The organism is Corallococcus sp. CA049B (assembly GCF_003611685.1).
GTDB lineage: Bacteria > Myxococcota > Myxococcia > Myxococcales > Myxococcaceae > Corallococcus > Corallococcus coralloides.
In genome coordinates, this window is the sequence record NZ_RAWC01000044.1 from 37828 (window position 1) to 52355 (window position 14528).

Below are 14528 nucleotides of genomic sequence, written 5' to 3' on the forward strand. Positions count from 1 at the left end.
ACGACCTGACGCCCTGGCTGCCCTGCGTCAAAGCGGCGGGACGGAGGGGCTCGCGCGCCGGCACGGCGGACTGGCGACACGCCCTCGGGCGTTGACCCGGAACAGCCGGGCACGGACGCAGAGACCGGGGAGGATGCTCCGGTTCCGGAGGAATGACTCCTTCGGAATTCCCCGTTGCCCACCCCGGAGGACCCGGGTGACAGTGCCACGGCCGGAGGTCGCCCCCCTCGACCCACGGTCCCCCCGCTCATGAGCGTGTCCCCCTCCGAAACGGAACAGGCCCTGAGGGCCGAGGTCGAACGTCTGCGATTCCGCCTGCGCGCCGCGGGTCTGGATGACGGCGTTGGCGCGGCTCCCGCCCCGGCGTCCCCTGGCGGGAACGCCGACGCGCGCGTGAAGCAGGAGCAGCTGCGGTTGGCCCAGGAGGCGGGTGGGATTGGCGTGTTCACGCTGGACATCGCCACCAATCAGCTGACGGTGACGCCGCAGTTCTGCCGGCTGTACGGCGTGCCGGTTTCGGACACCCTGCCCGCGCCGGTCATCGAGGCGCTCGCGCTGGAGGAGGACCGGCGCCACGTGTCCAACGCGCGGACGCGGGCCTCGGGGCAGGTCACGCCGTCGGTGGAGTACCGCATCCGCCGTCATGACACCGGGGACGTGCGGTGGATCCACCGGCGCGCGTCGCTGGTGTACGACGCGGCCGGCAAGCCGGTGCAGTTGGTGGGCATCACCCAGGACGTCACCGAGCGCCACCAGGCCAACGACGCCCTGCGCGAGGCGAACGAGCGCGTGCAATTGGCGCTGAACGCCGAGGCAATGATTGGCACCTGGGTGTGGGACGTGCCTGGCAACCGCGTCGTCGCGGACGAGCGCTTCGCGCATTCCTTCTCATTGGACCCCGTGCAGGCGCGCGAAGGTCTGCCCCTCTCCCAGTTCGTGGCCGCCATCCACCCGGAGGACCGGCCCCGGGTGGAGGCGGCCATCGCCCGCGTGCTGACGACGGGCGGTGCGTACCGCGCCGAGTACCGCGTGCTCCACGCCGACGGCGAGCACCGGTGGGTGGAGGCCAGCGGCCACTGCCACCTCTCCGCGCAGGGCGCCCCGCTGCGCTTTCCCGGCGTGCTGGTGGACATCGACGCGCGCAAGCGGGCGGAGCTGCGGCAGACGGCGCTGCTGGAGATGGCGGACCGGCTGCGCGAGGCCTCGTCCCCGGACGCCGCCGCGCAGCTGTCCATGGAGGTGGTGGGGCGGCTGCTGGGCGTGCCGCGCGCGGGCTACGGCACGGTGGACGCGGCGCACGCGCTGGTGCTGATGCACCCGAACTGGGTGGCCTCGCCAGAGGTGGTGCGGGTGGAGGGCGTGCACCGCTTCCACGACTACGGCGTGTTCCTGGAAGACCTCCTGAAGGGCGAGGTCGTGGCCATCCCGGACGTGCGGGAGGACCCGCGCACGGCGCCCCAGGCGGACGCGCTGGAGCAGGTGGGTATCCGGGCGCTGTTCAACATCCCGCTCCTGGAGCACGGCCGGTTCGTGGCGGTGCTGTTCCTGCACGACGTGCAACCGCGCACGTGGACGGCGGAGGAGATCGAGCTGTGCCGCGACGTGGCCGACCGCGTGTGGGCGACGCTGTCCAGGCTCGAGGCGCTGTCGGACCTGAAGCAGGCCAACGAGACGCTGGAGCAGCGCGTGGCGCAGCGCACGCGGGAGCGGGACCGCGTGTGGAACGTGTCCCAGGACCTGCTGGTGGTGGGGAGCCTGTCGGAGGGGAAGTTCCTCAGCGTCAACCCGGCCTGGACGCGGATGCTGGGGTGGACGGAGGAGGAGCTGCTGGGCCGCACGTCGGAGTGGCTGGAGCGCCCGGACGACTACGCGCGGTCGCGTGCCGAGGTGCACCGGCTGGAGGGAGGAAACCCCACGCTGAACTTCGAGAGCTCCTACCGGTGCAAGCACGGCGGCTCCCGGCGCATCTCCTGGACGGCGGTGCCGGTGCCGGAGGACGGCGTGCTGTACGCCGCCGGGCGTGACGTCACCGCGCAGCGGCAGGCGGAGGAGCAGCTGCGGCAGGCGCAGAAGATGGAGGCGGTGGGCAAGCTCACGGGCGGCGTGGCGCACGACTTCAACAACCTGCTCCAGGTGGTGGGCGGCAACCTCCAGCTGCTCCAGCGCGACGTGGCGGGCAACGAACGGGGCTTGAACCGGGTGCGCTCGGCGCTGAGCGCGGTGGAGCGCGGGGCCCGGCTGTCCGGGCAGCTGCTGGCGTTCTCACGGCGGCAGCCGCTGGAGCCGCGCTCCCTGAGCCTGGGCCGGCTGGTGCGGGGCATGGACGACCTGCTGCGCCGCGCGCTGGGCGAGGACGTGGAGGTGGAGACGGTCATCGGCGGCGGGCTGTGGAACACGATGGCGGATCCGCACCAGCTGGAGAACGTCATCCTCAACCTGGCCATCAACGCGCGCGACGCGATGGGGGGCGCCGGGAAGCTGACGCTGGAGTTGAGCAACGCGGCGCTGGACGACCACTACGCGCAGGCGCACCGGGAGGTGATGGCCGGGGCGTACGTGCTGCTGGCGGTGTCGGACACGGGCGGGGGCATGTCGCAGGAGGTGATGGAGCGCGCGTTCGAGCCCTTCTTCACCACGAAGCCGGAGGGCCGGGGCACGGGCCTGGGGCTGAGCATGGTGTACGGCTTCGTGAAGCAGTCCGGCGGGCACGTGAAGCTCTACAGCGAGCTGGGGCACGGCACGACGGTGAAGGTGTACCTGCCGCGCGCCTTCCAGCCGGAGGCGCCGGTGACGGAGGTGGTGACGGGGCCGGTGGAGGGCGGGAAGGAGACCATCCTCGCGGTGGAGGACGACGCGGAGGTCCGCGCCACGGTGGTGGAGCTGCTGACGGAGCTGGGCTACCGCGTGCTGCGCGCGGTGGACGGCCAGAGCGCGCTGTCCATCCTGAAGAGCGGCGTGGCGGTGGACCTGCTCTTCACGGACGTGGTGATGCCGGGGCCGGTGCGCAGCCCGGAGCTGGCGCGGCAGGCGAAGGCGCTGCAGCCGGACATCGAGGTGCTCTTCACGTCCGGCTACACGGAGAACGCCATCGTGCACGGCGGACGGTTGGACCCGGGCGTGAGCCTCTTGTCCAAGCCGTACCGGCGCGAGGACCTGGCGCGCAAGGTGCGCGCGCTGCTAGACCAGCGGCAGCAGCGGATGGCGACGCCGAAGCTCCAGCGGCCGGAGGTGGCGCGCACCGGGGAAACGTCCGCCGCGCAGGAGGCCGCGAGGCGGATGCACGTGCTGCTGGTGGAGGACGACGAGGACATCCGCGCGTCCGCCAGCGAGTTGCTGGGGCTGCTGGGCCACGCGGTGATGTCGGTGGCGAGCGCGGAGGAGGCGCGGGTGGCGCTGGCGGCGGAGCGGTTCGACGTGCTCTTCACGGACGTCACGCTGCCGGGCATGTCCGGCGTGGACCTGGCGCGCGAGGTGGCGCTGCGCAAGCCCGCCATGCGCGTCATCATCGCGTCCGGTCATGGCCGCGCCGCGCTGGATGGGGATCCGCAGCAGTGGTTGGGCGTGGTGGTGCTGCCCAAGCCCTATGCGCTGCCGCAAATTCAGCAGGCCCTGGCCCAGGTGGCCGCGACGAGCCGCTGAGGGGTCAGCGGCGCTGGCGCTCCAGGAAGGCCAGCATGCCTTCCGTGTTGCGGCGCTCGTGGTCGTCCAGGGACGGCAGGTACTCGCGGACCTCCGCGAGCATGGCCTCCGCGGCGGGCAGGTCCTCGGGGGAGACCTTGAACGCCCACTGCCAGTACTCCGCGGCCATGTATGAATACATTTGAGTGTCCAGCGGGTGCTTCAGGTACGCACGCAGGGCGCCTTTGACGACCCGTGGGGTCTGCCCCCAATGCGCGGCGCAGAAGAAGGCAGTCTTGGCGATGAACCGGAGAAGCGAGGCTGACGGCACTCGTCCTTCATGGCGCCGCCCCACCTGCTTGAGGCCCGCACGAAACCGGGGCCAGTCCCTGGGCGCGAGGCCCGTCACGTCCGACACATCATCGATGAAGGCACTCCAGGCCGGATCCCGAAAGGGCGGATCCTGGAACGCCTTCTTCATTTTCTTCGCGGGCATTCCAACGCCTTCCCGTTCCAGTTGTATACGGCGTCAGGCCAGAACCCGTTGGCCATACAATAGGATCGACACGAGTCACAGCGGCTCTCTCCCTCCACCCGTCCGGGCTTGCTGTCTCCGCCCGCATCGACACAGCGAACGTAGTCCTGGGTGCAGGTCTCCCTGACCCGTTCCTTCTCCGTCTTCTCCAGTTCCTCACCCGCTCCAGGTGGAGGCAACGGATTCGGCTTCCGGGGCCGGGGCGGCTTCATCATCTCCATCGTCTCGCACGCCGCCGCCGAGCCGCTCTTGCACTGGCAATCCACTGTGCTGACGCAGCCCGGCCCGGGCCCCGGGCCCAGGGATTGATGGAATTGCCGCGGGCCGCCTGCGCAGCCCGCGAGCACTCCACACAACACGAGGACGACGCCTAATCGCAGACCTGCTCCGTGGCGTGCGTGGTGGCCCGGGGGCTCCAGCCCTCGTTGCCATCCTTCTCGAAGTAGAACTTCGCGCGCGTGCGCTGCCGCGTGCCCACTTCGTTCAGCGTGTTCGCGTCGTACAGCCGGCCGTTCACCATCGTGTAGCGCACCGTGCGGCTGTTCGAGATGTCCTCCAGCGGGTTCCGGTCCAGCACCACCAGGTCCGCCAGCTTGCCCACCTCCAGCGAGCCCAGGTCCTTATCCATGCCCAGGTGGCGCGCGCCGTTGAGCGTGCCCACGCGCAAGGCCTGCATCGGTGACATGCCGCCCTGCACGAACATCGCCAGCTCCCAGTGCGCCGCCAGGCCTTCACGCTGGCCGTGCGCGCCCAGCTGCACGCCCACGCCCAGGTCGTTCAGCTCCTTCGCCACGCGGGCCACGTTCTGGTGGTTGAACTCCTCGTCCGGAATCATCACGCGGCGCCGCGAGCGCCCGTCCACCACGCGCCGGGGCACGAACGACAAGAGGCGCGTGTCCTCCCAGACGTTCGTCTTCTGGTACCAGTAGTTCTCCCCCATGAGCCCGCCGTAGGCCACGCCCAGCGTCGGCGTGTAGTTCACCTGCGTGCCCTTCCAGAGCTGGCGCACGTCGTCGTAGATGCGCGCCACCGGCAGCGAGTGCTCCAGCCCCGTGTGGCCGTCCACCACCATGGTCAGGTTGTGCTGGAGCAGCGAGCCGCCCTCGGGCACCACCAGCATGTCCAGCTCGCGCGCCGCCTGGAGCACCTTCTGCCGCTGGTCGCGCCGGGGCTGGTTGTAGCTCTTCACGCTGAACGCCCCCAGCGCCTTCATCCGCCGCAGGTGCCGGCGCGCGTCGTCCAGCGTGTCGATTTCCACGTGCGCGTCCGCGCTCGCCGCCCCGTACAGGATGGTGCCCGTGGAGAAGATGCGCGGCGACGTCAGCATCCCCGCCTTGCCCAGCTCGCTCGCGGCGAAGATGGTCTCCGAGTGGTTGGACGGGTCGTGCAGCGTCGTCACGCCGAACGCCAGCGACGCCGCCTGCACCCAGCTCTGCTCCGGCATCAGCCCGTCCACGCCCATGGCCCCGTGCCAGTGCACGTCAATCAGGCCCGGCATCAGCGTCTTGCCCTTCACGTCCACCACCTTCGCGGACGCGGGCACGTTCACCTTCCCCACCGGGCCCAGCGCCACGATGCGGTTGCCCTTCACCACCACCACGCCCTCCTCCACCACCTGCTCGCCCTTCATGGTGACGAGCCGCCCGCCCACCAGCGCCACCGTCCCCTCCGGCACGTCCGACTTCTGGGAGAACGCCACGTCCACCCCGTCCGCCTCCGGCGGCGGCAGCGTCTTGGGCGAGCCGTCCATGAACGTGAACGCGTCCTTCAGCGCCCGCGTGTAGAGCCTGGACCCCAGCGCCCAGTGCAGCGACAGCCGCGCGTCCGCGCCAGACCAGTGCAGGTATTCGCCCGCGTCACGGCTCACCTGCGTCACCGGCATCGCCTTGGTGGACGGCCCCACCCGCGCCTCCTTCGCGCCGCGCACGAAGGGCGTCACGTAGGCGTTGAAGTCCTCGCGGAAGGCCACCCACTTGTCGTCCGGCGACACGCGCATCTCCAGCGCGCCGCCGCTGGTCAGGTGCGTGTGCGGCTCGCCGCCGTCCAGCCCGATGCTGCGCAGCGTGCGCACGTCCTCCACGTCCTTGGACTCCACGTGCAGGAAGTACACGCGGTCCGGCTTCGCGCCGAAGTGCGGCTGCTCCCCGTCCCGCGTCAGCTTGCGCGCCACGCCGCCACCAGTGGACGGCACCACGAACAGCCCCGTCTCGCGGCTCCACGTGCCCGGCATCAGGTAGCCGTCGCCCGTCGTCCGGTACACCACCCACTTGCCGTCCGGGCTGAGCGCGGGCTCCACGTAGAAGCCCGGCTGCGTCGTCACCACGCGGCCCTCGCCGCCCGTCGCCGACACCATGCGCACCGCGCCCAGCGCGTCGTCGTCCCACGTCGTATAGACGATGGAGCGCCCGTCCCGCGAGAACGACGGGTAGAACTCCAGGTGCTCGTTCTGCCGCGTCAGCCGCCGCGGCGTCCCCGACGGCAGCTCCTTCACGTACAGCTTGCCCAGCGCCTGGTACACCAGCCTCTTGCCATCCGGTGACACCTGCATCCAGCGCAGCATCTTCACGTCGAAGCGGTCCGGCGCCACGGGCCGCGTGCCCTTCACCGCCGCGAACACCGTGCGCGTGCCCTTCACGTGGAAGGGGATGGGCGACACCTTCTTCGTCGCCACGTCGATGCGGTGCAGCGTCCCGCCCGCCCAGAACACCAGCGACTTGTTGTCCGGCGTCCACGCCATCACCGGGGACACGCCGTGGATGGCCCACGTCTCCTGCATGTCCCGGTCGAGCCCGACATACAGCGGCCGCTCCGCTCCGGACTTCACGTCCGTCACGTACAGCACGCTCCTGCCGCGCACCCGCCGCACGAACGCCAGCTGCTTGCCGTCCGGCGACGGCGTGGGCCGGATGGAGCCACCCGGACCGGTGACGAAGGGCTCCACCTCCTTCGTGTCCAGGTCCAGCCGCTGGATGGCGTAGAGCTCCTTGTTCGGGTCCTTGTCGTACTCGAAGGACTTCCCCGGCGTGACGTCCTGGCTGAAGTAGACGTAGCGGCCGTCCGGAGAGAACGCGGGCTCGCCCAGGTCCTTCTGGTCGTTGGCGCGCTCGGTGAGCTTCACGCCCTCGCCGCCCGCGCGGTGGTACATCCACACCTCGCCCGCGCCCAGCGAGCGCCGGCCGGTGAAGTGCTTGCGCGCCACCAGGAACTGGCCGTCCGGACTCCACGCCGGGCTGTTGAGCAGGCGGAGCTTCTCCTGCGTCACCGCGCGCGGGTTCTTGCCGTCGCGGTCCATCACCCAGACGTTGTCCCCGCCACCCCGGTCGCTGGTGAACGCGATGGACTTCCCGTCCGGGCTGTAGCGCGGCTGCATGTCCCACGCGGCGCCGGACGTCAGCGCGCGCGCCTCGCCGCCCGCGATGGGCAGCGCGTAGAGGTCTCCCAGCAGGTCGAAGAGGATTTCGTCCCCGCGCGGGCTCACGTCCACGTTCATCCACGTGCCCTCCCGCACGTCGATGGGCACCTGGCTGCTGGCCACGCCCGGGGGCGCGTCCACCTTCCACTCGTCCTTCTTCGCGTCGGGTGCTTCCGGGGTGGCGACGGGGGCCAGGGTGCCGCCGTCGCCCTCGCTCGCCCGGGCGGCCTCGCGCGCGGTGTCCTTGGGCGCGGGCGGCTTGGGCGGTTCCTGCGGAGGCGCTTCACCCCGCCCTGGGGGTGCGGGCTCGGGTGCACTCGCGGGCTTGGGCAGGGGCTGCGCCGCCAGGAGCAGGCCTGGGACGAGCAGCGCGAAGCAGAGGGAGGAGAGGGGTCGGTTCACCGGAAGTGTCCTCGGGGAAGACGCGGGGCGCGGCATCCTGCCAGGATGCGCGGGCTCGCAGGGCGCCCGTGAACTCGCGGGCGGGCAGGCGTGTTCCTGGGCGCGGCGTGCCGCGGTGCGTTCCCCCGGCGCGGTCCGAATCTGCTACTGCCTCCAGCCCATGTCGGACTTCAGTCTTCCCATGGATCCGGAGGGGCGGCGCGAGGCGCTCTCCGTGCTGTTCACCGAGGCGGTGCCTCACAATCACGCGCTCGGGCTGCGGCTGGAAGCGGTGGGGACCACGGACGCGACGGTGGTGATGCCGTACGCGGAGGTGCTCGTCGGCAACCCGGAGACGGGGGTGGTGGCGGGCGGCGCGGTGACCACGCTCATCGACGCGGCGAGCGGCGCGGCGGTGATGGCGGCGCTGGGCGCGTTCGCGGCCATCGTCACGCTGGACCTGAGAATCGACTACCTGCGCCCCGCGCGCCCGGGCCTGCCGCTGACCGCGCAGGCCGAGTGCTACAAGGTCACCCGCATGGTCGCCTTCGTGCGCGCGTTGGTGCACCAGGGCGACCCGGCGACGCCGGTGGCCTCCTCACAGGGCACCTTCATGCGGGTGGAGAGCTGATGAGCACGCCTTCGCTTCCCCTCGCGGACCTGGTGCGCCAGGTGCGCCAGTCGCGCGAGTACCACCGCCTCACGGACGCCATCCCCTACACGCGCTTCATGGGCATTGGCGTGGAGAACCTGGCCGGCGAGATGCTCTGCCGCATGCGCTACGCGCCGCACCTCATTGGCAACAGCATCCTGCCCGCGCTGCACGGCGGCACGCTGGGGGCGCTGCTGGAGTCGAGCGCCATCTTCGAGCTGCTGCTCCAGACGGACACCGAGCGCGTGCCCAAGGTCATCTCCACCACGGTGGACTTCCTGCGCTCGGGCAAGGCGCAGGACACCTTCGCGAAAGCGTTCATCACGCGGCAGGGACGGCGCGTGGCCAACGTGCGCGTGGAGGCCTGGCAGGACGACCGCACGCGGCCCATCGCCAGCGCGCACGCGTTGTTCCTGCTGTCGGAGCCGTGAACGGCCGGAGTCCGGTGGACGCTAGCCGTCCACCACGATGCGGTACGTGCGGCGTTTGCCATCAGCGCCCCAGATGATGAGCGTGGTCGTCCCCTTCGCCAGCGCGGAGACCTCCACGCCGTCCGCCCCCACCGTCTTCACGTCCGCGACGGACGGGTCGCCCAGCGCCACGCGGCTCATCCCCGGCACCGTGAGCACGCGCTTCGCGCCCTTCTTCAGGGTGAGCGTCTCGTCCGCGGCAGGAAGGTCCTTCGCGTCCCCAGCGCGAGCGGCGGGCTCCCTGGCCCCCGCGGGCAGGGCGCTGAGCAGCAGGGTTCCCAACGTCAGGGCCATGATGCGTGAAGCCATGGATGCGACCTCCGGGTGACTCCGGGGAGTCCGGAGCTGCCCCAATGTCCCATGCGTGGGCATCCGACGTCTCCCGAGAGCCCCCGCGCCGCGGACACTGACGTTGTTACAGCGTGGTTCCCATTTCTACAGGGTTCCTGCCAGGTCCTGCAGCGGACAGCGTGAACGAGGACACGGTGGATTGCCTTGGGGGCCGCCGGGTGGATGACAGGGTTTCCCGCCTGGGGGCTCGGTGGGGGCGCGGCAGTGAACGCGAGCGCGCGTCACGGGAGCGCGGCACGTCGCCTGCTAGCTCAGGGGAGCGACACCGACGCGGAGACCCCCATGAGCGAGCGCGAGTCGATGAAGCTGCGGGAGTTGAAGGAAGCCGCCCATGCGCTGTACCAGCGGGGGAGGTATGCGCAGTGCGTGGAAACGTACGCGCAGCTCGCGAAGTTGCTCCCGCGCGACGCGAATGTGCGCGTCCGGCTGGCGGAGGCCTGCCGCCGCGCGGGGCAGAAGGAGCAAGCGATTGCCGCGTACCGCAAGGCAGCTCAAGTGCTGTTGTCACTGGGTTGCGAGTCCCGCGCGCGAGGCGCGCTGAAGGCCGCGCTGGAGTTGGATCCGCGCGACCCGACGTTGCAGCAGGAATTGGCGCGGCTGGGTCAGGGCGCGGTGACGCCGACGGCGCTGGAGGACGAGGAACTCTACCGTTTCGACCGGCTGCCGCCGCCGACGCCACCGCCCGGACGGATGCGCAGCGTGCCGCCGCCTCCGCCGCCACCATCAATCACGCCGATGAACATCCGTGGGACACCGAGCGCGATGCCGGGGCCGGGGCGGCAGGCGGTGCTGCCCGATCCGCGTCCTGCCATCCCGACCGTGACGCCCGCGCTGGATTCGGCGACGGAGACGATGTCGCGTTCCATGGCGCAGGTGGCGGCGGGTGCGCAGCGTGCGCCGGAGGCCGCGCCGCTGCCGAAGGTCATCGTGTCGATGTCCGCCTTCGGGGAGCCGGCGGTGGGGGCCGCGCAGCCGGGAGGGAATACGCCTCCGGGCATCGCGCCCGTCACGGTGGGAAGGAGCGTGCCCCAGAAGCCCCTGCCAGGTGTGCCGCTGGGCCTGCCCGCGCTGCGGCGGAGTCCTCCGCGCGTGCCGCCGCCCACGCTGCATCCTGCTCCGCCGCCGGAGCGCCCCACGGTGAAGGTCCTCACGCTGATGAATCGCGCGTCTGGGGGCCCACCGAAGACGCCTCCGTCCGCGGTGATGCCCTACAAGCCGGAGATGCGCCGCCTGGCGCCGAACGTGGTGGCCCTGCGCGTGTCGCCGCAGGCGCGCTGGGTCATCATCCGCTCGGAGAGCGACCTGGAGGTGAGCCGTTCAGAGGCGCTTCCTGGGGAGCCTGCCGCCGCGCATTGAGGCGGGCTGAGCGAGGAGCATGCCCTCTGTATTCGTCTGCCATTGCCTGCTCAAATGACTCTCACGGAGCGTCTCAGTCTCCGGAGAGGACATCCGCATGCGACGCTGGTGGTTGATTCCGCTCGTGGTCGTGCTGCTGACTGGCTGTGGCGGCGTCACGCGGTCGGTACGTCTGGAAACAGGCAGGGGTGCACCCATCGTGGTCACACCCTCCTCAGGCGGCACGCCGGTGGAAGTGGACGAGGAGGACTTCGAAGAAGCCGTCGCGGTGCTGGCCCGGGCCGTGCGTCCGGCCCCACGTCCCCAGGATGCGGCACGGCGTCTCTGGCAGGTGGAGCCGCGCAGTGGTTCGTATCTCTATGACCCGCGCAACCGCCGCATCACGCCATTGGGGCCGGATGAGCACCTGGAAGGCGAGGCCTCCAGTGCGGACGTGGAACTGACGCGTGCCTACCTGCGCTGGTGCGAGCGCACGGGCAGGTCTGGTGACTGCCTGCGTCTGCTGATGGAAGGCCCTACGGTCAACGGAGACGGGCGCTACGCCCTGGCCATGGCGCTTGCTCAGGGGGCCGTGCTGGAGGAGTTGCTGGATGCCTTCAAGGACATGGCCGATCCCCAGGCCATGCTGACGACGGTCCTTTGGACCTGGACCACGTACATGGTCCTGCTCGCGGTGCCCGAGCCCTTCTCCAAGGGGCTCGCGGCAGTGATGACCGCCACGCTCATCGCCTACGTGGGCGTCGACACCTTCTGGAACCTCATCGTGGGTTTCAAACAGTTGGTGGACGCAGCGGACCGGGCCACCACGTTCGGCGCACTGCGCGAGGCGGGCGAGCGCTATGGAAAGGTCATGGGCCGCAACGCGGCACGCGCGTTCGCCCTGCTGGCCACGGCGGCGATCGGCACCACGGCCCCCGGGTTGGCCGCGAAGGTTCCTCGGCTCCCCGGAGCCGCCCTGGCGACGGTGCAGGCCGAGTCCCAGCTGGGCCTGCGGCTCGCGGCGGTCGGCGAAGTGCGGACGGTGGCGGTGAGCGCTGAGACCGTGACGGTTGCGCTCGCGCCTGGCGCGGTGGCCATGGCCGCCAACGGCGGTGGACCTACGCCCCCCGCGGGTGCGCCCAGGGGATGGGGCTCGTTCAGTGGCTTCAAGAAGGCCCTGGGCCCGGCGGGTCCTGGCAAGGAGTGGCACCACATCGTCGAGCAGACCCCGGGCAACGTGCAGCGGTTCGGTCCCCAGGCCCTTCACAACACCGAGAACGTCATCCCGCTGGACAAGCGCCTGCACACGGATGTCAGTGGATTCTTTTCCTCGGTTCGCCGTGCCATCACGCAGTCGAATACACAGACCGTGCGGCAATGGTTGAGCACGCAGTCCTACGAGGCCCAACGCGAGTTCGGCCTGATCGCCATCGAGAACGTGCGGAAGGGAGTCTGGAGATGACGCTGGAGGAGCTGGTCGAACAGGTCGCGAAGCACGTCGCCGCGCAAACCGACGCCATCCACCGAGGCGACCCCAGGACCGGAAACAAGCACGCCAGGAAGTATGGGGCTGCGCTCGATCAACTCATGGCCCATGGCGATGCCGGGAGGGACGCACTCCTGGTGCTGTTCAAGCACGAGCGCACGGACGTCCGTGCCGCTGCGGCGGCCCAGCTGCTCCGCTACCGGACGGCGGAAGCCACGGCCGTCCTGGAAGTGGCGGCGAAAGAGGGCGGCATCGGAGCTATCGACGCCATCATGGCCCTCAAGCACTGGAGGGAAGGCACCTGGTCCCTGGACCCGGGATAGCCCGGGCCTACATGGACACGGACTTCGCCGGGTCGATGAGGCTCTGGAGCGGATTCGTGGCCTCCGCGGTCTCCTGCTCCACGTCCGGCTCGGAGGCGCGGACCTGCGCCTCGCAGTGGTTGCTCTTCCGGTTCTGGTGGCAGTGCCGGATGCCGTACACGTGATGGCACCCGCATGGATCCACGCGCTTCTTGGCGCACAGCGACGGATTGAACACCGGAGCCGCGGTCATCTCCACCGGCCCCGCCTGCAACGCCATCGACAGCACCATCCCCGTCAAAAACCCCATCGCCCACCCCCTTGATGCACGCTGCAGAAATGGGAATGCCGATCCGCCGCCGCAACCCCCAGGCTTGTCTGAATGCCGCTCCGTGCACTCCCGGCCGTTCCCTCCGTCCACCTCACGGTGTTTCCTCTCGACGAGCGCCAGGCAGGCAGCCAATCGTGTGTCCGGAAACCGGCACCGTCAGGGATGAGGGAGGGCTTCGTCCCTGCCGCGGGTTCACCCACCTGGGGGATTCACCATGAGCTGGAAGCAACACCTGGAAAAGGTCTCCGAGTGCCACTACGTCCTGCCGCGCACCAAGACCATGCGCGTGCACGCGGACCTGTTCCTCTCCGACAAGCTCCTCTGGGGGGAAGAAGGCAACCCGGAAGCCCCCTCGCTGGAAGACGCCGTCTTCGATCAGGTCGTCAACGCCGCCACCTTCCCCGGCGTCACCCGCGTCGCCGTCACGCCCGACTGTCACGTGGGCTATGGCGTCCCCATCGGCACCATCGTGGAGACGGACGGCACCCTGCTGCCCACCGCCGCCGGCTACGACATCGGCTGCGGCATGGTCCAGTTGCAGACCTCCCTCACCGTGGAGGACGTGGCCGACCCCGCGAAGCGCCGCCAGTGGATCAACGAGGTCACCGACCGCATCGCCGTGGGCGTGGGCGCCACCCGGGCGCGCAAGCAGCGCAGGCTCAGCGAGCCCACCCTCAAGGAAGTCCTCCGCCACGGCGCCAAGGCCCTGGGCCGCAGCCGCTCCGTCACCGAGCGCGACTTCATCCCCGTGGAGGACACCGGCGTGTCCATCCCCGAGCGCGCCTTCGACAAGCGCGGGCAGTTGGGCAGCCTGGGCGGCGGCAACCACTTCACCGAGATGCAGGTGGATGAGCTGGGCCGCGTCTGGGTGATGCTCCACACCGGCAGCCGGGGGTTCGGCTGGAACATCGCCAAGCACTTCTTCGTGGCGGGCGCCGCGCAGCTGGGCCTCAAGAGCCACAGCGAGGACTTCGTCTGGCTGGACGCGGACAGCGCCCTGGGCCGCAGCTACTGGAACCTGCACAACATGGCGGCCAACTTCGCCGTGGCCAACCGGCTGCTCATCGGCGAGGCCGTGTGCGGGGCGCTCGAGGACGTGTTCGGCGGCACCGCGAACATCTACTACGAGATCAGCCACAACCTCATCCAGCGCGAGGGCGGCAAGTTCGTCGCACGCAAGGGCGCCACGCGGGCCTTCCCCGCCGGACATCCGGCCCTCAAGGGCACGACGTGGGAGGCCACCGGGCACCCCATCCTCATCCCCGGCTCCATGGAGACGGGCAGCGCCATCCTCTTCGCGCAAGCGGGGGCGGAGAAGTCCATCTACTCGGTGAACCACGGCGCCGGCCGGCGGCTGTCACGCGCCGCCGCGCGCCGGCAGCTCCAGCAGGAGGAGACGGACCGGCGCATGGCGGAGGCCGGCATCCTGCTCAACACCCGCACCACGCCGCTGGACGAGTCCGGGCCCTGCTACAAGAACCTGGACGACGTGCTGGAGACGGTGGAGCAGGCAGGACTCGCCCGGGTGGCCCACCGCCTCAAGCCGGTGGCCTGCATCAAGGGCGCGGACTGACGGGATATCCCTGGAAGGGGGACTCGTGGGGGAGGCCGGGCGGCGCTAGACTGAGCCTCCGCCTGGAGCCCCACCCATGCCC

At 70.5% G+C, this 14528-nt stretch carries 11 protein-coding genes; 7 read left to right on the forward strand and 4 right to left on the reverse strand.

Going from position 1 to position 14528, the window contains the following annotated elements; translation table 11 throughout:
• Nucleotides 1-249: 249 nt before the first annotated feature.
• A complete protein-coding gene (locus D7W82_RS13090; protein WP_120618669.1) occupies nucleotides 250-3639 on the forward strand; it encodes a PAS domain-containing protein in 3390 nt (1129 codons plus the stop codon).
• Nucleotides 3640-3643: 4 nt separating this feature from the next.
• On the opposite strand, the gene D7W82_RS13095 is transcribed toward D7W82_RS13090, so the two are convergent.
• Together D7W82_RS13095 and D7W82_RS13100 are read right to left on the reverse strand one after the other, a co-directional pair.
• On the reverse strand, nucleotides 3644-4114 hold the full coding sequence (locus D7W82_RS13095) for a hypothetical protein (protein WP_147439310.1): 471 nt from the start codon (nucleotides 4112-4114) through the stop codon (nucleotides 3644-3646).
• A gap of 409 nt (nucleotides 4115-4523) precedes the next feature.
• Entirely contained in the window at nucleotides 4524-7967 is a 3444-nt protein-coding gene (locus D7W82_RS13100; RefSeq protein WP_120618671.1) for an amidohydrolase family protein, read from the reverse strand.
• Nucleotides 7968-8148: 181 nt separating this feature from the next.
• On the opposite strand from D7W82_RS13100, the gene D7W82_RS13105 reads away from it, so the two are divergent.
• Together D7W82_RS13105 and D7W82_RS13110 are read left to right on the forward strand one after the other, a co-directional pair.
• Nucleotides 8149-8577, forward strand: a complete 429-nt coding sequence (locus D7W82_RS13105) for a PaaI family thioesterase (protein ID WP_233587464.1) — start codon at nucleotides 8149-8151, stop codon at nucleotides 8575-8577.
• The gene (locus D7W82_RS13110; protein WP_120618673.1) at nucleotides 8577-9029 is read left to right on the forward strand and encodes a PaaI family thioesterase; all 453 of its coding nucleotides are present in this window, start codon (nucleotides 8577-8579) and stop codon (nucleotides 9027-9029) included. The genes D7W82_RS13105 and D7W82_RS13110 overlap by 1 nt, the downstream gene beginning before the upstream one ends.
• Nucleotides 9030-9050: 21 nt before the next feature.
• On the opposite strand, the gene D7W82_RS13115 is transcribed toward D7W82_RS13110, so the two are convergent.
• Nucleotides 9051-9377: a pilus assembly protein N-terminal domain-containing protein gene (locus D7W82_RS13115; protein ID WP_158617649.1), complete on the reverse strand. Its 327-nt coding sequence runs from the start codon at nucleotides 9375-9377 to the stop codon at nucleotides 9051-9053.
• Between the two features lie 204 nt (nucleotides 9378-9581).
• Here D7W82_RS13115 and D7W82_RS13120 point away from each other — a divergent pair, with 204 nt between their 5' ends.
• The 3 genes from D7W82_RS13120 to D7W82_RS13130 all read left to right on the forward strand — a co-directional run bounded on the left by D7W82_RS13120 (nucleotide 9582) and on the right by D7W82_RS13130 (nucleotide 12563).
• Nucleotides 9582-10775: a BTAD domain-containing putative transcriptional regulator gene (locus D7W82_RS13120; RefSeq protein ID WP_120618675.1), complete on the forward strand. Its 1194-nt coding sequence runs from the start codon at nucleotides 9582-9584 to the stop codon at nucleotides 10773-10775.
• Nucleotides 10776-10872: 97 nt separating this feature from the next.
• Nucleotides 10873-12216, forward strand: a complete 1344-nt coding sequence (locus D7W82_RS13125) for a hypothetical protein (protein WP_120618676.1) — start codon at nucleotides 10873-10875, stop codon at nucleotides 12214-12216.
• Nucleotides 12213-12563 carry a DUF2019 domain-containing protein gene (locus tag D7W82_RS13130; protein ID WP_120618677.1) on the forward strand — a complete coding sequence of 117 codons (351 nt, stop codon included), beginning with the start codon at nucleotides 12213-12215 and terminating at the stop codon, nucleotides 12561-12563. Before D7W82_RS13125 ends, D7W82_RS13130 begins: the two co-directional genes overlap by 4 nt.
• A 7-nt stretch (nucleotides 12564-12570) precedes the next feature.
• Here D7W82_RS13130 and D7W82_RS13135 read toward each other — a convergent pair whose 3' ends face one another.
• Nucleotides 12571-12852 carry a hypothetical protein gene (locus D7W82_RS13135; RefSeq protein ID WP_120618678.1) on the reverse strand — a complete coding sequence of 94 codons (282 nt, stop codon included), beginning with the start codon at nucleotides 12850-12852 and terminating at the stop codon, nucleotides 12571-12573.
• Nucleotides 12853-13087: 235 nt separating this feature from the next.
• Here D7W82_RS13135 and D7W82_RS13140 point away from each other — a divergent pair, with 235 nt between their 5' ends.
• Nucleotides 13088-14446 carry an RtcB family protein gene (locus D7W82_RS13140; RefSeq protein ID WP_120618679.1) on the forward strand — a complete coding sequence of 453 codons (1359 nt, stop codon included), beginning with the start codon at nucleotides 13088-13090 and terminating at the stop codon, nucleotides 14444-14446.
• Nucleotides 14447-14528 lie beyond the last annotated feature (82 nt).